Below are 22702 nucleotides of genomic sequence, written 5' to 3'. Positions count from 1 at the left end.
TCACACCGTTTACTTCCGTGTATGAGTACGTCGTTTACACATAAAATAACATTACCAGATAGCACTTAGCTAAACTGGATTACTCTTTAAGGATGTGTATCAACATGGTGAAAACAAACAAATTACTAGTTCCGGGTGCAGAGCAAGCACTTGAACAATTCAAATATGAAATCGCACAAGAATTCGGTGTAAGCTTAGGATCTAATACAGCATCTCGTTCTAACGGATCAGTTGGCGGTGAAGTAACGAAACGTCTTGTTGCTTTAGCTCAACAACAATTACGCGGATAACTATATAACCTATGGCTTAGAGGCAGATATTCTCTGCCTCTTTCTTTTTTAACATACATAATAGTGCTTCTTCACATACTAGTAAGAGCAAATCGAAAGGAACGATATGTGAAATGAAACGGATTAACATTAGCATGAGTCCTCCCCGTGTTCTTATTGTATCTTTTATTATGCTATCAATTATCGGTACATGCCTATTGAAATTGCCAATTGCTACAACAACGTCTATTTCATGGCTCGATGCTTTATTTACAACGGTTTCTGCTTGTACGGTTACAGGGCTTGGTGTTGTGGACACTGGTAAAGTATTTACCTTATTTGGCCAATGTGTCATTTTAACACTTATACAAGTTGGCGGGCTTGGCATTATGAGCTTTGCTGTTTTAATCGCAATTATGCTCGGCAGAAAAATCGGCCTTCAAAACCGGATTTTATTACAACAAGCATTAAACCAAACAAATGTCGGCGGAATCATTCGTCTTGCAAAAGCATTATTTTTATTTTCTTTTACTGTAGAATGTATCGCTACTTTACTTCTCTCTTTTGAATGGGTACCAAAATACGGGGTTGCCAAAGGTATATATTATAGCTTTTTTCATTCTATCTCAGCCTTTAACAATGCTGGGTTTTCTGTGTGGAGCGATAATTTAATGTCGCACTCCCATAGCATTCTCGTCAATCTCGTTATTTCTTCCCTCATTATTTTAGGTGGGATTGGTTTTACGGTTATCGTAGATATAAAAAGAAAGAAAAACTTTAAAAACCTTACTTTGCACTCAAAGCTTATGCTCTCTTCTACTCTAATCGTCAATATTATTGCTACAGCTTTTATCTTTATATTTGAGTTCCATAATTCAATTTCCATGAGAGGTTTTACACCATTTGAAGAAGGTATGGCTGCTTATTTTCAAGCGGTTTCAACACGTACTGCCGGGTTTAATACTGTTGATATCTCTGCATTATCAAAACCTTCACTTTTATTAATGATGCTTCTTATGTTTATTGGTGCTGGCAGTGCTTCAACTGGTGGTGGGATTAAGTTAACGACTTTTTTGATTATGTTTTTCGGCGTATTTAAATTTTTGCAAGAACAAGATGATATTGTCGTGTTTAAAAAATCCATTAAAGATACGCTCATTGTCAAATCATTAACAATTACTATTATTTCAATTTCGTTTATTTTTCTTTCCATTTTAATTTTAAGCATCACTGAGAAGGTTCCTTTATTAATGAGTGCTTTTGAAGTATTTTCAGCATTTGGAACTGTCGGCCTTAGCATGAATTTGACGCCACACTTAACAATCATCGGCAAAACAATTATTATCTTTATGATGTTTTTTGGAAAGATGGGGCCTTTAACATTAGCCTTTTCATTTGCACGTAAAAAACAAAGAAAAATAAAATATCCCAACGAAGATATTTTAACAGGTTGACAACCGTATAAATTATCCATATAATGAGAGTACAATAGCATATCTCCAAAGGGGAGTAGCGTCCAAGAACTATTTCTTGGAAACAAAGTCGTCATTACGTAGAACTTAGTTCTTCCGGCTTTGTTGGCATTTTCATTACATATGTCTAGCAAGACCTTTGCCTATCAACGGCAGAGGTCTTTTTTGTTTTCAAATTCCTTCCACCGTTGATACGCAGGAGTATGGGGAAACTAAACAGTGGGGAACTTCTTCACTTGTTTAGTCTTTATAGAAATGAGAGGAGAATGTACATGGATGTATCATTATTATTGGAGTATGGTTGGGTATTACTCATCCTAATTGCACTAGAGGGGATTTTAGCGGCTGATAACGCTCTCGTTCTCGCAATTATGGTAAAACATTTACCAGAAGAAAAACGAAAGAAAGCACTATTTTATGGATTAGCAGGAGCGTTCGTTTTCCGCTTCGGATCACTATTTATGATTTCGTTCCTAGTAGATGTATGGCAAGTGCAAGCAATTGGTGCGATTTATCTTATGTTTATCGCGGGGAATCACTTATTTAAAACGTATGTTAAAAAGAATACACATGAAGAAACAGAAGAAAAAGAAGCAAAGAAAAAACAAGAGAACTTTTGGTGGACTGTATTTAAAGTCGAAGTTGCTGATATCGCCTTCGCAGTTGATTCAATTTTAGCTGCTGTTGCATTAGCAGTGACTTTACCGAAAACAGGATTAGGTACGATTGGTAGTCTTGATACAGGTCAATTTATCGTTATCTTTACAGGTGGACTTATCGGATTAGTTATAATGCGATTTGCAGCAACTGCTTTCGTACAAATATTAAAACGTAAACCAGGACTTGAAACTGCAGCATTTTTAATTGTAGGTTGGGTTGGTGTGAAATTAACAGTTTATACGCTAGCACACCCTGCTTTAAATGTCCTTCCGCATTCATTCCCAGAATCCACTCCGTGGAAGCTTACATTCTGGATTGTATTAGTTGGAATCGCAGTTTGCGGTTGGTTCTTCTCGAAAGAAGTAGAAGTAAAAGTAGAAAAGAATTTAGACGAAAAAGCGCTGTAATTACAGCGCTTTTTCTTTTTTCTCGTTTCAATTCCCCTCTCTATTTTCAGAAAAAATTCCATTATACTACCTTTTGTAAACGCTTCCTTTCTAGATGTATGTCCTTTTTGTGAAATATTGCACAAACTTATTGAAACTATGAACAAATCCATGTACCTTATTCATATAAGGAGTATTTATAGACGATGTATTAAAGGAGCGTATTACTCATGCTAGAACAAGGATTAGATTACGTTGTAAAACTGGCTAAGAGCAAAAAACAAATGCTAGATATAAATCCAATGCAATATTTCATTCGTGCTGCACTTGCAGGCATTTATATCGGTTTTATTATTGTACTATGTTTTAAATTAGGTAACTTTTTTCATATTGCAGATTCACCAGCAACATATTTAGCTTCCTCCATGTTTTTCGGAATTGCTCTCGTACTTATTATATATGGCGGCGCTGAATTATTTACTGGCAATACAATGTACTTCACAGTGGCAACTTTAAGAAAAGAAACAACGATTTCTGATACACTTCGCAACTGGGTTGCTTGTTATGCAGGTAACTTAGCTGGCGCTTTATTCTTTGCCTTACTATTTTACGCAACTGGAATTTTCGAAGCAATTGATCACAGTCATTTAATGAATAAAGTTGTTGAAGGAAAGATGAATACACCTACAATGCAATTATTCTTTAAAGCGATTTTATGTAACTGGCTCGTATGTCTTGCCTGCTTCTTACCTTCTCAAGTGAAAGGTGACACAGCAAAAATATTGATGATGATGATGCTCGTTTTCACTTTCTTTTTATCTGGTTATGAGCATAGCATTGCAAACTTATCACTGTTTGCTTTATCTTTAGTATCACCACATCCTGAGACAATTTCTTTTGCGGGCGCTATTCATAACTTAATTCCAGTTACAATCGGTAACATTATTGGCGGATCCGTATTTGTCGGTATGGTATATCATTACTTAACAAAGAAAGCACCTGTTGTTGAACAAGAGAAAACTCAATTAGTTGGAGCTCAAACGGAGGAAATTATTCCTTTACAAGCACATATGAAACATTAAAAACTCCAAAGTTTTACTTTGGAGTTTTTAGCTCCCTACATATTTCAAGGCAATATAAGGATTAATTTCCCCGTTTTCCTTCCCTCTCTCTATGCTCTTTTTCATCTGATGCATACCGATGACATCATTTGTATGAAGGTGAATTTCATTAACATATAAACCTTCGTTGCAGAAAGCTTCTACGAAATCTAACCCACTTTTTTGTCGCCATCCCATATTATAATCGAGGGAAATAATATTCACCTCATTATCCCTAACAATTTGCAAGGCAGATTCTACTGTAGTTGCCAAAACATATCCGTATGGGCAACTTCTTTGATCATCCATATATACATTCATTTTCTATCTCCTCTCTATTTTGCATATGTGACCAACACATAACATATTGCTCCAAGGCTAATAAAAGGTCCGAACGGAATTGGAGTTCTTATGTTTATACGTTTTAGCGCTATACCTATCCCGAAAAAACAAAGACTAAAGCAAGATGCTAAAAATAAAGTTATAAAAACCCCTTTCACTCCGACTATACATCCGAGTAACGAAAGTAATTTTACATCACCTCCGCCAAGACCATCTGGATAAATCTTTTGCATGCAATATAACAAAATGAATATAGTTCCACTACCAGCTAAACTATCTATCCAAGTAACTAACGGTACAAAAATACATTCTAAAATAAGCAAAAGCGCAAACCAAATTAAAATACGATTAGGTATTAGCATATATACTAAATCTGTAACTGAAATAATTAGAAGTAACGAAAAAAGCGATAAAATGATGATGAGCTCTCTTTCCATTCCAATTACATATACAGTAAGAAAAAATAAACTGCCTGTAACAAATTCAAATACTATGTACAAACTTGAGATTTTGCTCTTACAATTTGTACAACGCCCTTTTTGTATACAAAATGAAATGATTGGAATAAGTTCTTTCGGCTGTAACGTATACTTGCAGTAATGACAGTACGAACGCGGTGTAATAATAGATTCCCCTACTGGAACTCTCATCGCAATCACCATAAAAAAAGAACCAAACACCATACCTATTAACAATGCATATAAATAAGTGAACATCCCTTCCTCTCCTTTCCAAAAGAACATAACAAAAAAAGGAGAGAACTTCTACTTCATATTATCTTTATTCTATTAAAAAAGCAGGCCGTTTTCCGGCCTGCTTTCCCCTATTTTATACGATGAAATATACTGCTTTTAACGGCCCGTGTACTCCGACAACAAGATTCATTTCAATATCCGCAGAGTTACTTGGTCCTGTAATAAAGTTAATACAAGATGCGACTGCTTCACCTTTTTCCACACGAGAGTTCATATGTTGAACTGCTTGTGTAATACGCGGTACAAGTGTTTCACGTGGAATAATAGCAAAGTATACAGTCGGTAAAAAGTGTAAAGAACGCCCTTGTCCTTTATGACTTTGTACAACAATCGTACCAGATTCAGCTAAAGTATAATCACTAAATGCAATACCGATATTCGCTTTTTCCGCTATACGCATATTCTCTTCTTTTTTCTCAGGATCCCATACATTTACCTCAACATTTTGCTTTGGAAGCTCTTCTTTAAATAAAGAAGTCAATCCATAGGAATCAAAACGTTCATCTGCTGATAATATAATAGGTCCTCCGCCGTTTTCAACGATTACTTTTTGAATATCTTCACGTAAGCGGTCGTTTGTCGTTTCCACAACAGTTGTATGAATGTTTGTACATTGCTTTTTAAATACTTCTAACAATTCTTCTTGTGAATAATCTTTTAACGTTTCTACATTCACATTACTTTTCCATGCTGGTCGTTCTACACCTTCTGTTTTACGCGCGCGCCCAAGTTCTTTTGCGATATTATCTAGAAAGGACTCACGGTTTTGAATTAATCCTGTCATTATTTGTCCCCGCCTTTCTTATGATCTTTATACCAATCACGGAATCGTTCTTTACTTGGAGCCGGGAATTCACGAATATCCGTCCAGTTTTTAAGTGGTCCAACACCTTTTGATACACGGTTACCAGATGTAAATGGACTCATTGCTGCCGGTGCCATTTTCGATCCCATTTTATATAAAGCTGCTGAAGAAGCACCCATACTAAACATTTTCATTGCTAATTTTTCTGCAAGTGGGGCACGACCTTCTTGCTCAACGATGACTTGACGATGTTTTAATAATAAATCATGTAATGGAATTTTTACTGGACAAGCTTCTGTACATGCTCCGCATAAACTAGATGCATAAGGAAGCTCTTTGTAATCGTCATACCCACCTAAAAGTGGTGTTAATACCGCACCGATTGGTCCTGAATAAATAGATCCATACGAATGTCCACCAACGTGACGATATACGGGACATACGTTAACACAAGCGGCACAACGAATACATTGCAATATTGAACGGAATTCCGATCCAAGAATTTGAGAGCGGCCATTATCAACAACGACTAAATGAAACTCTTCTGGTCCATCTACCTCTTCCTCTTGAATTGGTCCTGCTACTGTTACATAACTTGTTAATTTTTGACCTACCGCACTACGACATAGTAAACCAACTAAAACATCTAATTCTTCCATTGTCGGAACCATACGTTCCATACCCATTACTGCAATTTGTGTTTTCGGAATCGACATGACAAGATCGGCATTACCTTCGTTCGTCACTAAACAAAGAGAGCCAGTATTTGCAACAGCGAAGTTACAACCTGTCACACCAATTTCTGCATCCATAAATTTCTCACGAAGTTGTTTACGAACAAACTTTGTCATTTCGTATGGATCATCAGAATTTTCATATCCAAGTTTTTCTTTAAATACATCACGAATTTGCGTTCTGTTTTTATGAAGTGCAGGCGCAATAATATGTGATGGTGGATCGTTATCTACTTGCAAGATATACTCTCCTAAGTCACTCTCTAACACTTCACAACCAATCTCTTCAAGGGCATGATTCATACTAATTTCTTCAGTTACCATTGATTTTGATTTTACAACTTTCTTCGCTTGTTTCTTTTTTGCAACGTCTTGAATATACTTTGCTGCATCCTCTTTCGTTTTCGCAAAGTAAACGTGACCGCCTCTTTTTGATACATTTTCACTTAACTGCATTAAATAATAATCAAGATTTTCTAACGTATGTTGACGAATTTGTTCACCTAGTTCACGCCACTCTTCCCAGTTTCCCAACTCGTCAGCTGCTTTTAATCGATTTGTATATAAACGCGTTTGTGCAGAAGATACCGCTCCGCGCATAAACGAATCTTGAATTCCATCGCCAACGCGATCATTAAATTTTTTCTCACTGATTTTCATAGACATAGCTTATGTTCCCCCTTCATGAGCGACTATTCAAGACCTCAGCAATATGCATTACTTTTACTTCTTTTCCTAAACGCTCAATACGTCCGCCAATGTTTAACAAACACCCACAATCTGCACCGATTAAATAATCTGCACCTGTTTCCATTACACTATCTACTTTTTCATCTACCATTTGCTCAGAAATTGGAGTCATCTTAACTGAAAACGTTCCCCCAAACCCACAACAATTTTGCACGTTCGGCAGTTCTCTCACAATTAATCCTTTTACGCTTGATAATAAAATTCCTGGTGCCTCTTTTACTCCAAGCAGGCGTGTCATATGACAAGATTTATGAATAGTAGCTATCCCTGGTAAACTTGCACCAACATCTGTAACTTTTAAAACATCTACAATAAATTGTGTAAATTCATATGTTTTATCAGCAACCTTTTGTGCACGTTTAGCCCACTTCGGATCATCTTTAAAAACATGCGGATACTCATGAAACATTGTCGCACAAGATCCAGATGGCGTAACGATATATTCTGCATCTTCGAAAGTTTCAATCATATGTTTCATCGCTTCTTTTGCTGCTTCTACATGGCCGCTATTATAAGCAGGCTGACCACAACAAACTTGTGCTTCTGGAAATTCAATTTCACAACCTAAACGCTCCAATACTTCAACTGTTGCTTTACCGACGTTTGTTTCAAACATATCGACTAAACAAGTAACAAATAAAGTAACTTTCATAACTATAATTCCCCCTCATTACAACTCCGCCAAAAATCATATGGTCATCAGATGACTAAGATTAGAAGAAGTAGGCTCAACCATGGCCTATCCTCTCCCTATTCTAAAGAAAACGCTTACTTAATCTCTCTCTATTTTATCAGAAAATTAGATTTTTAAAAGATTAAATTACGAATTTATATCGCTTTTACCTGTGACAATATGTTCTACATTTGTTAAATGATCTAGCATCGCTTGCTGCGCTAATTCCACATCTTGCTTTAACACCGCATCATATATAGATTGATGCTCTTCTAAAAGTCGTTCTGATGTTGTTTGTTCACCATATAAAATAATGCGTCTTGATTCACCAATCGTTTCAGCAATCATCTCTGAAACATGATTCATGAGCTCAAGCAAGATGTTATTATGCGAAGATTCTGCAATTCCCATATGAAAATGAAAGTCTGCTTTTTCGCCAGCCTTCTCATCTCCAATGCTCTTTGCCATTTCATCTAACCACTGCTTCATATTTTGCAAATTAGCTTCCGTACGTTTTGCCGCTGCCGCTCGAACTGCCCCCACTTCGAGCACCTTCCGTACTTCTAATAAATTCAAAATATCCTCTTTCTTCATTAATAACTTGTTATTTAGTGATTTTGTTAATGAAGAAGGATCGAAATTCCTTACATATGTACCTTCTCCTTGTTTCATTTCAATTAAGCCCATTGCTCTTAGCGCACTTAGCGCTTCACGAACAGCAGATCTGCCAACTTGAAACTGCTCAGCTAATTGATGAACAGGAAGTAGTTTGTCACCAGGTTTTAACGTACCATTTTTAATCATTGTTAAAATAGCTTCAGATACTTCTTCGTAAATTTTTTTCGGTTTAATAGATTTGTACTCCAGTTAAATCACCTCAGTATCTTCCAAACAACAATTGTAACGTTTTATAAGAACTTAGCATCCATAACTATTTTAGAACGAATTAGTAAGAAGTACAAATGTTTTGTTCATAAAATAGTCAAATTTTTGATATTTGTTTGATATTAATTAATACATTTACGCGTAACTATTTACCTTCAATATGAAGAGCATATTCCAAAAGTTAGAATATGCTCTCCTCATCTTGTGCTTTTAATTTAATACTAACTGTCGTGCCCTTACCTTTTTCACTTTCTATTCTCCACTCACCGTCATGTATATGAACAATTTGCCTTACAATTGCAAGACCTAAACCTGTTCCACCATGTTGACGACTTCTCGCTTTATCTACTCGGTAAAAGCGTTCCCCCAGATTTTCTAAATGCTCTCTATCAATACCTATTCCTGTATCTTTTATGTGCAATTCACAATAATCATCGATTTGCTTTAATGTTATTATGATATCCCCGTTTTGATTTGTATAACGTATCGCATTATCTAATACATTATGAAGTACTTGTTGCATACGATCCTCATCAATCATTACGATAATTTCAGGATTTAAATTCGTTGAAATACGAAGGTTTTTTTCTACAAACTGTAACTCGTACGTATTTAGTACATCTTCAATAAGCTGTGAAAAAACGATAGGTTGTTTCTTTAAGGGAAAGTGTTCACCTTCTAGCTGCGCTAGATCTAATAAATCATGAACGAGGCGCTGCATGCGACCTGCTTCTTTATGAATAAGTTGCGTTACTTTTTCCTGCTGCGGCCCCTTCGCTACACCGTCTAAAATAGCTTCACTATATCCTTTAATATAACTAAGCGGTGTTCTAAGTTCATGCGAAACATTAGCTAAAAATTCCTTACGCTTTACATCTTCTGTTTCTAAGGAGTTTGCCATTTTATTAAAGGCTTTTCCCAATCGTCCAATTTCATCTTCTGAAGAAATTGTAATCCGCTCTGAGAAATCTCCAGTAGCCAAATGATTTGCAACTCGTTCCATTTGCGAAAGCGGTCTCGTAATGGCGATAATAATTTTTCTACCAATCCATATTGTAATTAAAATCATTGCAAGTGCTAACGGCGCTAAAATAAGACCCATATCAAATATTAAGTCTTTTATACTTTTTAAAGGAATATAAGAGTATACAATACCAACTAATTTTTTATTATCTAAAACAGGGATGACAACACCCATAATATTACGATCAAAATGTTCTTCATACCCTATCTTTGTCACAGTTTTCCCATCTAATAGCGCCTGTCTATCCCCTTCACTTATAAGAGAATGATGGTGAACATCAAAAGGCAAACATGCACTTAAATCACGCGGATTGTATACGAAAAGGACATCTGAACTAGATATTTGATCATATGCCCTTACTTTCTCTTCAAAAGTGGATACTCCTTCACGTTTATCATATTGCGTGGCAAGACGTTTCCCTTCCATTACTAATGAATCTTTTAAATTATCAACGTATAACTTTTCATATGAGTATAAAGATACAAAATAAAGAAAGGAAACTGTTACACATACTGCACATACTACTGTAAGCCAAAGCTTTTGTACCATCGTAAACATACGTTACACCTCAAATTTATAACCTACACCCCAAACGGTTTGAATGTAGTTTCCACTTTCTCCTAGCTTTAGACGCATCGTTTTCACATGCGTATCTACCGTTCTTGTACTTCCTGCATAATCATATCCCCACACCTTTTCAAGCAATTGTTCCCGGCTAAATACTTGTCCATTATGTTGGCAAAGAAAATATAGTAAATCGAACTCTTTTACCGTAAGAGGAATCGTCTCACCATTCGTCTCGACCCTCCTACTTTTTTCATTAATAAGAATCGGTCCAAATTGAATCTCTTCTTGCTGTTCTTGCTTTGTATATCGTCTTAAAACAGCTTCCATACGAGCAATTAGTTCCCCAGGACTAAATGGCTTTACAATATAATCATCTGCTCCCATACGTAAGCCGTTCACCCTATTCCACTCTTCACCTTTTGCTGTTAAAAATATAATAGGTACATCCGACGTTTTTCGAATCTCTTTACAAACTGAAAGCCCATCCATCTCAGGCATCATAATATCTAGTACAACGAAATCATAATGATCCGTCTCTAATTTTCGAAGTGCCTCTTTTCCATTTTCAGCTTCTCCCCACTCGTATCCGAAGTTATCTAAGTACATTCCGACAAGTTGCCTCATATCACTTTCGTCATCTACGACTAGCACGTTATATTTACTCATTGTCCTTCCCCTTCTCTCTCTATGAGTTGAAACGGTCCTTTTCCGACTTTAATTGTTTGTTTTATTTTCATATTCTTCATATCCATTACGCATACTTCATCGCTATCATAACTAGCTACATATCCTTCTGCACCGCTTTTCAAAAATGCAAATGGATTAGATCCTACTTCTGCAAATCCTACCTCTTGATACGTACTTGCATCAAACTTTCTAAGCGTATTTGAACCGTGACTTAGCGCATATACATACTTATCATCCTTTGTTATATTCACAGGCATAAACGGAGCATGTAAAGAACGCATCATCTCTCCGCTCTGTAAAGAATACACTAATACTTTCTCATTCACTTGACTTCCATCACCATGTCCACCAATCCATATTTCTTTCCCGTCAGCGCTAACCGTTGCTCCTGTTGATGCTGGTGGAATCATAAAGGACTGTATCACTTCTTTTTTCTTTGTATCAATGGTCGTTAATTTCGTATCATAAAAGTTGAGTACAGATAACTGGTTATGATGCTCTACCATCGTTATCGGCCCTTTTCCTGCTGAAACACTCCCTGTCTCTTTTCCTTTTATCGTAAAGAACCTTACCTTTTGTTCATTTTGATCGGCAGCAAATAATTGTGTTCCATCATCTGATGCGATAACATTAGCAATTCCTTTTCCAATCTTATATTTGTCCACTTGTCTTCCTTCTGCTAGTGAATATACATACATATATTCTAATTGCTTACCATAAACAAGTATTTCCTCGCCATTTGGAAGTAGCGTAACCCCCGCAATCGGCTCATTTAATTCCCATGTTGTTAATAGCTTCTTTGTTTTTTTATCAATAAAACTAATACTACCTTCCTTTATATTTGTTGTTATAATAACACTTTTATCTTTAGCAATCGGTGTATACGAACTTCCTTGACACCCTACTAATAGAAATAAAAAACAGAGAAGAAAAACATACTTTCTCAAAAGATTCCCTCCATCTTCGGATGATTTCGTTATAATTGTAAAATAACAAATAAATGTGTGGAAAATGTGAAATCTTCCTTTATTAATAAACTTACATATATAATGTACAACAAATAGAATTTGAGGTGTGTAAATTATGCTTTTTCCTGATTTAGCGAATAAAATTGTACGTGAAGTACGCAGATTAATTACTGAAAACATTATTATTATACAAGGCGTTATTATCGCAAGTACAGATGCGGAAAGAATCGGTCAATTTCATGAAGGTGCACTCCGCTGTGCGAAACAAAAGAAAACTGTCATTATTACAAAAGACGATGAACGACGACTGCAAGGTGTAAAAGCTGGGATGAACCTTCCTTTACTATTCCATGACGAAGTAATCGGCGTGATTGGAATTACAGGAGAACCTGAAAATATTTCACAATACGGAGAAATATTACGTAAGATGACCGAATTATTAATTCATGAAAACTACTTTTTAGAACAACTAGAACTTGAGCACCGTTCTTATGAAGGATTTGTCTTTGATTGGCTTCAAAATACAGACTGGTCTCCAAGTTTTCTCGATCGTGCAAAAACGCTTGGCATTGATTTATATAAGAAGAAACAACTTATTTTATTATCAATCGCCCAAGATAATACGATGCTCCAGCGTAAAATTTGGCAACATATGCGCAACATTTTAGCAAAAGAAAATTTATTTGTTCGCTGGGGAAATGATCGGTTTATTTTGTTTACAACAATCCAATCCAAAGAGCAAACCTTTCAATTTTTAAAACGGTTAAAACAAGACTGTGAAACTTTATTTTCTATTACTTTATATATCGGGATTGGACAAACAGTTACGCCAAGCAATATGAACTTATCGTACGAACAAGCATTACGCGCCCTTTCAGTATCACTTGAAACGAAAAAAATTGTATTTAATGAAGATTTACGTTTAGAAATGTGCTTACAAGATATTTCTACTGAAACTCGAGAACAGTTTCTAGAGCGTACCATTGAAAACTTAGTATCATCTCCTGAGCTTATGCACACTTTACGTTTATTTATCGATTATAACCAATCTTATAAGCAGACAGCTGAGCAATTACATATACACATTAACACATTGCATTACAGGCTAAAAAAGATTGAAGAACATACAGGACTTGACCCGAAACAATTCAAAGATTTAAATGTTTTATACTTCGCACTCCTCTTATTAGATAATCATACAAAAAATAACGATAAAATTGATTAATCTTTAGATGATTGTACATAGAAAGAATCCTCCAACTTTTTTATCATTATAATGAAAGCACTGTTACAACGTTTTTTATTATGACGAAATACGTTAACAGTTTGAGGGGGATTTCCAATGTTAGAAAAGCAAATTATTGATTCATTCGTATCTATTGTTGGCGAAGATAATGTAGATACATCCAATATGGGGCGTTTAACTTATAGTTATGATGCCACTCCAAACTTCCAAGCGATGCCTGATGCAGTCATCGCTCCTCGTAATACAAATGAAATAGCAGACGTGTTAAAAGTGTGTAACACTCATAAAATCCCAGTATACGTTCGCGGGTCTGGAACAAATCTTTGCGCTGGAACGTGTCCACTTGAAGGTGGTATCGTCCTTATTTTCCGCCATATGAACAATATTTTAGAAATTGACGAAGAGAATTTAACAATTACTGTACAAGCTGGTGTTATTACACTTGATATTATTAAAGCAGTAGAAGAAAAAGGTTTATTTTATCCACCAGATCCAAGCTCTATGAAAATTTCTACAATCGGCGGTAACATTAATGAAAACTCCGGCGGATTACGTGGTTTAAAATATGGCGTAACACGTGATTATGTAATGGGGCTTGAACTTGTCTTACCGAACGGCGATATCATTCGCACTGGTGGTAAATTAGCAAAAGATGTAGCTGGTTATGATTTAACTCGTTTATTTATTGGTTCTGAAGGAACACTTGGTGTTGTTACGGAAGCTATATTAAAACTTGTCCCTATGCCTGAAACGAAGAAAACGATGCTTGCGCTATATGAAGATATTAACGAAGCTGCTCGAGCTGTTTCTGCTATTATTGCAAATAAAATTATTCCGGCGACACTTGAGTTTTTAGACCAACCAACAATTGAAGTTGTAGAAGAGTTTGCACAAATCGGTTTACCAACTGACGTTAAAGCAATTTTATTAATTGAACAAGATGGCCCGCCCGAGGTTGTCAATCGAGATATCGAAAAAATGGCTAACGTTTGCCGTGCTATGAATGCGGTCGATGTTCGCGTTGCAAAAGATGAAGCCGAAGCAGATGCGCTTCGTACAGCACGCCGGAGTGCACTATCAGCACTTGCAAGACTAAAACCGACAACAATATTAGAAGATGCAACTGTACCACGTTCACAAATCGCTCCAATGGTTGAAGCAATTAATGCAATTGCAAAGAAATATAATATTCCTATTTGTACTTTTGGTCATGCTGGTGATGGTAATTTGCATCCGACTTGTATGACAGATGCCCGTAATGAAGACGAAATGCACCGTGCTGAACAGGCTTTTGCTGAAATATTTGCGAAAGCGATTGAGCTTGGTGGTACGATTACCGGCGAACATGGTGTTGGCGCGATGAAAGCTCCGTATTTAGAAATGAAATTAGGTAAAGAAGGTATCGCTGCTATGCAAGGGATTAAACAAGCCTTCGACCCAAACAACATTATGAATCCTGGAAAGATGTTCGCGAAAGACTCTCGTAAAAGAGTGGTGGTTGAGCGATGACCACATTAAATAAAGAAAACATTCAAAAGGAATTTAAAGAACGATTAAGTGAAGATGAACTACTAAACTGTATGCGATGCGGCTTTTGTTTACCAACTTGCCCTACTTACATTCAATCTGGGTATAAAGAATCACATTCCCCACGCGGACGTATCGCCTTAATGAAAGCCGTCGTTGATGGTTTAATTGAGCCGGATGAAGATGTTGAAGATACATTAAATGTTTGCCTTGGCTGCCGCGCTTGTGAACCTGTTTGTCCATCTGGTGTGAATTATGGACATTTATTAGAAGAAGCTCGTGATATTATTAATCAAAATAAAAAGTTCTCCATGCCCGTGAGAGCTGTTCGTAAAGTTGTTTTTGAAGGACTATTCCCGCATCAAAACCGAATGCGAACATTAACAGGACTAATCGGATTTTACCAGCGTTCTGGTTTACAAACGCTAACACATAAAACAGGTATTATGAAGTTATTCCCTGAAACACTTGCAACGATGGACCTCGTTTTGCCAAAAGTCCCTAAAATGAAAGCGATGAAAGATCGTCCTGAATTTTTACCTGCTGAGGTGGCAAAGAAGAAACAAGTTGCATTCTTCACAGGCTGTTTAATGGATACGATGTTTTTAGAAACAAATAACGCAACGATGAAACTTCTTCAGTTAGCTGGTTGTGATATCGTTATTCCGAAAACACAAAGTTGCTGCGGGGCATTACATGGGCATGCTGGTGAAAAGAGTGGAGCAAAAGAATTAGCAAAACGAAATATAGAAGCATTCGAAGATTTAAACATCGACTATATTATTACGAATGCAGGTGGTTGCGGAGCTTACCTCGTAGACTATGATTATCTGTTAAAAGATGATCCCAAATGGGCTGAACGCGCAAAGCAATTTGTTTCTAAAATTAAAGATATTACTGCTATACTAGTAGAACTAGATTTCCATAAACGTAATGACTTACGACTCACGCCGCAAATCATTACGTATCAAGACTCTTGTCATTTACGTAATGTTATGCGAACATCTTCGGAACCTCGTATGTTACTAGAGGCCATTCAAGGCGCAACATACCGCGAAATGAAAGATGCGGACCGTTGCTGTGGTTCTGCTGGTATTTATAATATTGTCCATTCGGAGTTATCAATGGAATTTCTAGATTACAAAATGGACCGTGTACATGAAACAGATGCAGCGACAATTGTTACTGCAAACCCTGGATGTCTATTACAAATGAAACTAGGTATTGAACGTGAAGGTCTTTCTCATAAAATGAGAGGAATTCACATTGTTGATCTATTATTAGAAGCAATTGAAACCAACTCGTAACATACGTAATAATAGGAAAACGGCTATCTCCTTCGTCTATGTAAAGAGATAGCCGCTTTTTTGTCCGCTACAACATTAAAAATATGTTACTTTATTATAAAAAAGAACAACAGAAACATTACAGTTTTGTAAAAATACATCCAGTATATTCCTCAAAAAAATGCTAAAATCATTGATACAATAGGATTCTTCATTTTTAATATAGGTACATTTATCCAAAAACCCCCTCTTAAAACCAAGTATAAAAATGCTGAAAATTCCTTTTATACTCTATGTTTCTCTTATTTCATCCCTTTCCTCCTCTTAGGATAAATTAGGAAAATTTTAAGTCTATGAATTTTTTTCCATCTTTTTTCTCGCAAATTGTATGCTACGATGAATTGGTCAGTCAGACAGGCTGTCAAAAACAAATCGTGTGAAAACAAATTAAAACTTTATATAGGGGGACACACATCATGAAAAAGCGTGTTTTATTATCTGTAGCTGCTGCAACAGCTCTTACTTTAGGAGTATCTTCTTTAGATGCACAAGCTGCAACAGTACAACCATCTAACATAAAGGTTCAAAATATTCAGCATTCAAAAATGATGATGAAGCAAATGAGCCAACAAGAATTACAAGCATTCTTACAATCTATGGGAGTTGAATCATTAGCACAATGGAACCAAGGACAATTCCAACAGGATTGCTTCATTCCTGGTCAACAGCCTACTGAAAATGTTGTTACTGAACAACCAACAGCTAAGCCAGAAGCTCAAAAGCCTGCTGAGGAAACTCAAAAACCAGCTGAACAAAAGCCTGCTGAAGAAGTTGCTAAACCAGAAGCTCAAAAACCAGCTGAAAACAACAATACTCAAAACGAAACACAAAAGCCTGCTGAAGAAGCAAAATCTTTAAGCGAATTCGAACAACGCGTTGTTGAATTAACAAACGCAGAGCGTACAAAACAAGGCTTATCAGCATTACAAATCGATACTGAATTAAGCAAAGTAGCACGCATTAAGTCTGAAGATATGCAAAAAAACAACTACTTTGATCATAACAGCCCTACATACGGGTCTCCGTTTGACATGATGAAGAAATTTGGTATTTCTTATAAATCTGCAGGTGAAAACATCGCCCAAGGACAACGTACTCCAGAAGAAGTTGTACAAGCTTGGATGAACAGTGCTGGACACCGTGCAAACATCTTAAATAGTGGCTTCACTCATATTGGTGTTGGCTATGTAGAAAGCGGCAACTACTGGACACAACAATTTATTACGAAGTAAAAAAAAAGAGAGTCTTCTAGGAGAAGACTCTTTTTTTATGTTTCATAGCTTTCTAATATGTATGCGTATAAAATGTAGAACATAAACAAAATAGACCCGCAGCTTATTACACTAATTAACAAGTAAAATCCCCACTTCAGGCTCAAAAGCAACGAAAATAATATGCTACATGCCATCACTTGAAAGATTCGCCTACTAACTAAACGGATTTTTTGTAATTTGATCGGTTCTTTCTCTCTATCCTTCACCTTTTTAAACACTTTACTAAACATAAAAAGAAACATACTAATTCCAATCGTTAGTCCTGTCTGAAAGGATATAATACTTCCCAAATTAATAAAGAGAATTAGTATATGGACAAACATCATAAATAAAGTAATACTCTTTATAAATCCATTTATAATGAAATACTCCCCTTCATTAAACTTATATATATTATGTAAAATAACATATACTAATCCATGTAAAATAATAATAAGGACAGGGATAAATAATACGACAACTTGTTTACTCATAAACTCGTTCGCTCCACCATTCTCGTTCCAATGCACTGCCATACGAGTTGGTAAATATGGATAAATACATAGAGTAAGTAAGAGACAAGCGAAAAATATCCCTAGCATATATTTATATTTGATCAAGTAATTCTCACCTCTCTTTTCTCTTAACGGCTTCGCCTCTTTCAGAGAAATCCCTGCAAAAATCTACCTTTTTCAACTTTAAACTTACACTTTACCTATTTTCTCTTTCAAGTTTTTTCATTGTATCGTTTAAATTTGTAGGGAAAGGTACGTCAACAACGATCTCTTCTTTCGTAATCGGATGCAAAAAATTAATCTTCATCGCATGTAACGCTTGCCCGGACATATATGTTGTTTGCCCACCATATAATACATCCCCAACTAATGGATTTCCATTATAGCTCATATGAACGCGAATTTGATGTGTTCTACCGGTTTCTAACTGTAACGTTACGAGCGTCGCATTTTGTTTTTTAAAATATTTCTCTACTTTATAGTACGTTATAGCTTTGTCTCCCTTTGGAGAAACACGGCGCCTTGTAGCATGATGTCGATCTCTTCCGATGGCCGCGTCAATTGTCCCTTGCTTCTTTTTTACTTTTCCTTCAACAAGTGCCGCATACGTTCTTTTAATTTTCCGTTCCATTAATAAACGATCCATAATTGCACCCGCAATTCTATGTTTTGCGAATACAACACCACCCGTCGTATCTTTATCTAATCTATGGATATGCCGAACCTTCGTCTCTAAACCTTGCATTTGAAAATGAAAAGCAACAAGATTGGCAAGTGTTCCCGTCCCATTTTTTTCAGAAGGATGTGTATCCATTTGCCCCTGCTTATTTACAATGAGTACGTGATCGTCTTCAAACACTACATTTAATTCACCATATTCCGGCTCTACGCCGTACTCCTCCTCCATAAACATATGAACTTGTAACTTATCCCCTTCTTTTAAAAGTTCATTCCATCTCCTTTGTTCTCCGTTAACCGTAACACCTTTTTCCATACGAAGCTGATGTAATAACTTTTTTGGTACTTCCCATTCCATTTTTAACAACGACTCAATACTTATACCATTCCACGTCGCTGGAACCGTAATTTCGCACCATTCGCCCTTTTTCTTTGTTTCCATACTATAATCACCTTATTTCTATTGATTCTCTCATTGTAACGGAAAACATACTTTGATGCACCGTCAAAAATAGAGGACAGCCTTATAATCGACTGTCCCCTCACGCTCTAAGCCTTTTCATTTCCTGCAACACTTCTTCAGCTTTTTGTTCATACAATAAATCTTTAAAGAAATCCGCCAATCGTTTATAGTCGTTGTACGTATCTAATAAGTCGTCTATTTTCTCTCCTTTCATAACTTGTTGCTTTTGCTTCATTTTTACTGGATAGCGATACCCCGATACTTCTTGTATTTTGTAATACTCATCCTCTACTTGAATGACTTTTACAAGTTCCTCTTCTTCCGCATCCATCGTATACCCGTCAAAGTCTCTAAGCAGTTCATAAATAATATGAGTCCATTCATCTTTTGGGTAAAACCCTTTTTCCAACCGATAACCGACAATGCGATACATATGCCCATCGTTTTCAGCAAACTGTACTGTATCATTTAGCTTAAACTTAAAATAACGAAACATTGCCTTCACCTACTTGTATGTAATGTTCTTATCACATACTATGCGCAAAATATGGGCCCTGCTATTCATAAAAAAAACTCATCTTATAGATGAGTTTTTTACGATGATTTTTCTCTTTTCTTTCGAAATGGTAGCCACCAGTTCCAATCCCCAAACAATTTCATTAAACTTGGTACGAGCATAAGACGGATAATTGTTGCATCAAGAAATATTGCTAATGCAACCCCAAGCCCCATCTGCTTTACTGGTAAAATATCAGTAAAGGCGAACGCACCGGTAACAACAATCATAATTAAAGCGGCGGACGTAATAATTCTACTTGTCGAAACAAGTCCTTCTAACGTTGCTTGATCGTTATCTCCTGTTTCTTCATAAAGCTCATGAATACGTGAAATAAGAAATACTTCATAATCCATGCTAAGCCCAAATACGAGGCCGAAAATAAAGATTGGTAATACAAATAAAACTGAACTCTCTTCTAATCCGAAATGACCACCTTCAAATAACCAAATTACAATTCCAATTGTTGCACTTAAACTAAGTACGTTCATAATAATAGCTTTAATTGGAATGAGTATAGAGCGGAATGCGAATAATAAAATGACAAAGGTTGATCCAAATATAACAGACATACCAATTGCAACTTTATCTTTAATTTCATCTTCTAACTCTTGCTGGAACGTCGTCATACCGCCCAAATAATAAGTAACATCATTTTCTTTATAATTCTTTTTGAAATCACGAACCCATTGTTTTGCGGTTTCTGTACTTGGCTTCGTATCCAAAAAGACTTCCATTGTTGTTTTATTCCCTTTCGTATACGCTTCAAATACAGGAGCTATTTTCGCAGCTTCTGGCGACTGTAACATTCCAGCAACTTGATCTGCTTTCATTCCATTTAGCCCGTCATATACACTTTTCACCTTATATACTTGCTTATCGTCTTTTAACTTTTGAACAACAGCTTCTATCTTTTGTAAACTTTCTTTTTCTGTTATATCTTTCTTCGTCTCTACTACTAATGTCACATCAGCGTGTGTTTGGACAGTTTTATTAAAGGCTTCTTCATACTTCTCAAATGCAACTCTCGTATCACTCTTTTCAGGTAACGCTTCAACACCAGGAAACTGCAAGTTAGCTGTACGTAGTGGTAATAAACAAATAACAATAAATGTTGTAACAACAATAATCATGACGATTGGATGTTTCATTACAAACTGTGCAAATTTACGCCATACATTTGATGGCGTAGGCGCCGCCTGATTCTTTTTTAATATCCTTTTACCAATTAAAGATAATAGCGCCGGAAGAAGTGTGAGCGAAAACAAAATGCTCATAATAACGACAATCATCCCGCTAATAGCAACAGACTGAATATAATCTATCTTAAAGAAAAATAAGCCTGATAAACCGACGAATACACATAACCCTGAAAATACGATAGCACGCCCTGCCGTTTGATACGTAATCGCTATCGCTTCTTTCACTGTTCTCTTCGCAACTTCCTCTCGAAAACGATTTACAAATAACAGTGCGAAATCAATTGATAATGCGAGCCCAATCATCGGTGCAACATTTAACACGAAAATAGATAGCTCTTTATCACTACCTATAAAATATAAAATCCCCATCGTACTAATGACACTAAGCGCGCCATTTACAATCGGTAAAATAGACGCAATCAGACTACCAAATGAGAATAATAGTACGAGAAAAGCAATAGGTAATCCAATCATCTCTGCTACTTTTAAATCATTTTGCGTTCTTTCATTAATCTCTTGATTAATTTTCGGATATCCTGTCGGTGTTACTTTTAATACGCTATTACTTTCCTTCTCGATTTTCCCGGCAAATTGTAATGTCTTTTCCATTCGTTCTTTATTTGTTTTCCCGGAAAATAAAATCGTCGCATAACCGATATCATCTTGTAACATCTCTTTATTTTGCATTGGATGATGGAAAGATTCGTATTTTTCTTTCTCTTCAATTTGATTTATTATCCCCTCTATACGCTTTTGGAACTCCTCATGCGAAGTATCCTTTTCCTTCTCAAAAACGAGTAAAAGTGTATCTTGAGACTGCTTAAAATCTTTATCTAAAATTTCTTTCGTCTTTTGATAATCCCCTTCTGTTTGGAAACCATCACCGCCCAATACTCCTGGAAGTTTTGGAGCAAAAATACCGAGCACTATCGCAAGTAGTAGTAATGCTACAATTACTGTATAACGAAATTGATACAAAAAAGTTCCTAACTTCCCCCACTTATCAATTTTATGTACATTTGTCTTCACACATTTTCACCTACTTTATATAATTCACTTGTCATTTATACTTTATCACATCTCCCCATAAACAAAAAACGTCTAGAAAAACTATAATACTAGTTTTTCTAGACGTTTTTTTATCTCTCGTTATTAAGTCCCAATCTCTCGGTAAGTAAACGATGACAATAAATTGCGATGATTAACAAAATGCCACCTGCACAGTAACCAGCTAAAATATCAGTCGGGTAATGAACATTTAAAATAACTCTACTTAATCCAATCAATATAATTAATATGCCCATCGAAATCGTAATACCACATTTTCCAGCTACACTCTTCAAATTGGCAGCAATGATATAGGCAAGAAAACCGAATGTTATAATAGATAGCATTGCATGTCCGCTTGGGAAGCTATACCCAAGTGCGTCAAGTGCCTCATTTAATGATGGGCGGTCTCTTTTTGCAATTTCTTTTATTCCCTTATTAACAAGGTGTGTCGTTAATATAGCCATTGGATACACAATCATAGCAGCATAATAACGCTTTTTCCAAAAAACGAGCAAGCTTATAATTAGTGTCGTTATAACTCCAATTGCAGATCCTAGCTTTGTAAAGTATGAGAAGAATGTAAGTGAGCTTTCCGTTTGTAATCCTTTTACCATATCACGTACGTATGTATCCATCATTGTAACACCACCTACATGTACCCTCCAAGCGATGATGCTAAATAGAACAAACAATAAAATGATACACATTAACTCATACTGATGTAACTTTTTCTTCAATCGATTTCCTCCTACTATGAAAAAATGCGATTTCTACTTTAGAAACCGCATT

Annotated in this window: 22 protein-coding genes and 1 riboswitch; of the genes, 8 read left to right on the top strand and 14 right to left on the bottom strand. The window is 36.1% G+C overall.

Annotated elements, in window-relative coordinates; genetic code table 11:
* Positions 1-104: 104 nt before the first annotated feature.
* The 4 genes from NSS97_RS06960 to NSS97_RS06945 all read left to right on the top strand — a co-directional run bounded on the left by NSS97_RS06960 (position 105) and on the right by NSS97_RS06945 (position 3869).
* Entirely contained in the window at positions 105-290 is a 186-nt protein-coding gene (locus NSS97_RS06960) for an alpha/beta-type small acid-soluble spore protein (RefSeq protein WP_000241212.1), read from the top strand.
* 113 nt (positions 291-403) lie between these two features.
* Entirely contained in the window at positions 404-1723 is a 1320-nt protein-coding gene (locus NSS97_RS06955; protein ID WP_107886977.1) for a TrkH family potassium uptake protein, read from the top strand.
* 38 nt (positions 1724-1761) lie between these two features.
* Positions 1762-1934: riboswitch (yybP-ykoY riboswitch) on the top strand.
* Between the two features lie 79 nt (positions 1935-2013).
* Positions 2014-2808 carry a TerC family protein gene (locus NSS97_RS06950; protein ID WP_002011580.1) on the top strand — a complete coding sequence of 265 codons (795 nt, stop codon included), beginning with the start codon at positions 2014-2016 and terminating at the stop codon, positions 2806-2808.
* 209 nt (positions 2809-3017) lie between these two features.
* Complete coding sequence (locus NSS97_RS06945) at positions 3018-3869, top strand: formate/nitrite transporter family protein (protein WP_002011581.1); 852 nt, start codon at positions 3018-3020, stop codon at positions 3867-3869.
* 27 nt (positions 3870-3896) lie between these two features.
* On the opposite strand, the gene NSS97_RS06940 is transcribed toward NSS97_RS06945, so the two are convergent.
* From NSS97_RS06940 to NSS97_RS06900, 9 genes are all read right to left on the bottom strand, one after another.
* The gene (locus NSS97_RS06940; protein ID WP_002064363.1) at positions 3897-4208 is read right to left on the bottom strand and encodes a cyclic-phosphate processing receiver domain-containing protein; all 312 of its coding nucleotides are present in this window, start codon (positions 4206-4208) and stop codon (positions 3897-3899) included.
* Between the two features lie 14 nt (positions 4209-4222).
* Positions 4223-4945 carry a prepilin peptidase gene (locus tag NSS97_RS06935; RefSeq protein WP_002086842.1) on the bottom strand — a complete coding sequence of 241 codons (723 nt, stop codon included), beginning with the start codon at positions 4943-4945 and terminating at the stop codon, positions 4223-4225.
* 112 nt (positions 4946-5057) lie between these two features.
* Positions 5058-5768 (bottom strand): LutC/YkgG family protein, encoded by a 711-nt coding sequence (locus NSS97_RS06930; protein WP_002126142.1) that lies wholly within the window; start codon positions 5766-5768, stop codon positions 5058-5060.
* Complete coding sequence (locus tag NSS97_RS06925) at positions 5768-7189, bottom strand: LutB/LldF family L-lactate oxidation iron-sulfur protein (protein WP_002011586.1); 1422 nt, start codon at positions 7187-7189, stop codon at positions 5768-5770. The genes NSS97_RS06930 and NSS97_RS06925 overlap by 1 nt, the downstream gene beginning before the upstream one ends.
* A gap of 16 nt (positions 7190-7205) precedes the next feature.
* On the bottom strand, positions 7206-7925 hold the full coding sequence (locus tag NSS97_RS06920; RefSeq protein ID WP_002011587.1) for a (Fe-S)-binding protein: 720 nt from the start codon (positions 7923-7925) through the stop codon (positions 7206-7208).
* 168 nt (positions 7926-8093) lie between these two features.
* Positions 8094-8783 carry a FadR/GntR family transcriptional regulator gene (locus tag NSS97_RS06915; protein WP_201053587.1) on the bottom strand — a complete coding sequence of 230 codons (690 nt, stop codon included), beginning with the start codon at positions 8781-8783 and terminating at the stop codon, positions 8094-8096.
* A gap of 229 nt (positions 8784-9012) precedes the next feature.
* Positions 9013-10413 (bottom strand): sensor histidine kinase, encoded by a 1401-nt coding sequence (locus NSS97_RS06910; RefSeq protein ID WP_002011591.1) that lies wholly within the window; start codon positions 10411-10413, stop codon positions 9013-9015.
* Positions 10414-10416: 3 nt separating this feature from the next.
* Positions 10417-11088, bottom strand: coding sequence for a response regulator transcription factor (locus tag NSS97_RS06905; RefSeq protein WP_002126137.1), 672 nt, complete (start codon positions 11086-11088; stop codon positions 10417-10419).
* On the bottom strand, positions 11085-12056 hold the full coding sequence (locus NSS97_RS06900; protein WP_044437867.1) for a YncE family protein: 972 nt from the start codon (positions 12054-12056) through the stop codon (positions 11085-11087). The genes NSS97_RS06905 and NSS97_RS06900 overlap by 4 nt, the downstream gene beginning before the upstream one ends.
* A 136-nt stretch (positions 12057-12192) precedes the next feature.
* Between NSS97_RS06900 and NSS97_RS06895 the strand changes: the two genes are divergently transcribed.
* From NSS97_RS06895 to NSS97_RS06880, 4 genes are all read left to right on the top strand, one after another.
* Positions 12193-13302: a sugar diacid recognition domain-containing protein gene (locus tag NSS97_RS06895; RefSeq protein ID WP_107886979.1), complete on the top strand. Its 1110-nt coding sequence runs from the start codon at positions 12193-12195 to the stop codon at positions 13300-13302.
* A gap of 117 nt (positions 13303-13419) precedes the next feature.
* The gene (gene glcD / locus NSS97_RS06890) at positions 13420-14832 is read left to right on the top strand and encodes a glycolate oxidase subunit GlcD (protein WP_061688806.1); all 1413 of its coding nucleotides are present in this window, start codon (positions 13420-13422) and stop codon (positions 14830-14832) included.
* Complete coding sequence (locus NSS97_RS06885; protein WP_002086860.1) at positions 14829-16157, top strand: (Fe-S)-binding protein; 1329 nt, start codon at positions 14829-14831, stop codon at positions 16155-16157. Before glcD ends, NSS97_RS06885 begins: the two co-directional genes overlap by 4 nt.
* Positions 16158-16612: 455 nt before the next feature.
* Complete coding sequence (locus NSS97_RS06880) at positions 16613-17428, top strand: CAP domain-containing protein (RefSeq protein ID WP_107886980.1); 816 nt, start codon at positions 16613-16615, stop codon at positions 17426-17428.
* Positions 17429-17463: 35 nt separating this feature from the next.
* Here the strand turns inward: NSS97_RS06880 and NSS97_RS06875 are convergent, their stop codons facing one another.
* The 5 genes from NSS97_RS06875 to NSS97_RS06855 form a co-directional block, all read right to left on the bottom strand.
* Positions 17464-18069, bottom strand: a complete 606-nt coding sequence (locus NSS97_RS06875; protein ID WP_002126129.1) for a DUF1648 domain-containing protein — start codon at positions 18067-18069, stop codon at positions 17464-17466.
* A gap of 91 nt (positions 18070-18160) precedes the next feature.
* The gene (locus NSS97_RS06870) at positions 18161-19084 is read right to left on the bottom strand and encodes an RluA family pseudouridine synthase (protein ID WP_107886981.1); all 924 of its coding nucleotides are present in this window, start codon (positions 19082-19084) and stop codon (positions 18161-18163) included.
* A 100-nt stretch (positions 19085-19184) separates the two neighbouring features.
* Positions 19185-19601: a hypothetical protein gene (locus NSS97_RS06865; protein ID WP_002126125.1), complete on the bottom strand. Its 417-nt coding sequence runs from the start codon at positions 19599-19601 to the stop codon at positions 19185-19187.
* 98 nt (positions 19602-19699) lie between these two features.
* Positions 19700-21892 (bottom strand): MMPL family transporter, encoded by a 2193-nt coding sequence (locus NSS97_RS06860; protein ID WP_002166118.1) that lies wholly within the window; start codon positions 21890-21892, stop codon positions 19700-19702.
* Between the two features lie 110 nt (positions 21893-22002).
* Positions 22003-22650: a phosphatase PAP2 family protein gene (locus NSS97_RS06855; protein ID WP_002126121.1), complete on the bottom strand. Its 648-nt coding sequence runs from the start codon at positions 22648-22650 to the stop codon at positions 22003-22005.
* Positions 22651-22702 lie beyond the last annotated feature (52 nt).

This window comes from Bacillus sp. FSL R12-0074 (assembly GCF_038005725.1).
In the GTDB taxonomy this organism is placed as follows: Bacteria; Bacillota; Bacilli; order Bacillales; family Bacillaceae_G; genus Bacillus_A; species Bacillus_A mycoides.
The sequence above is the reverse complement of the archived record's forward strand: the minus strand, read 5'-3'. Positions and strand labels throughout refer to the sequence as shown.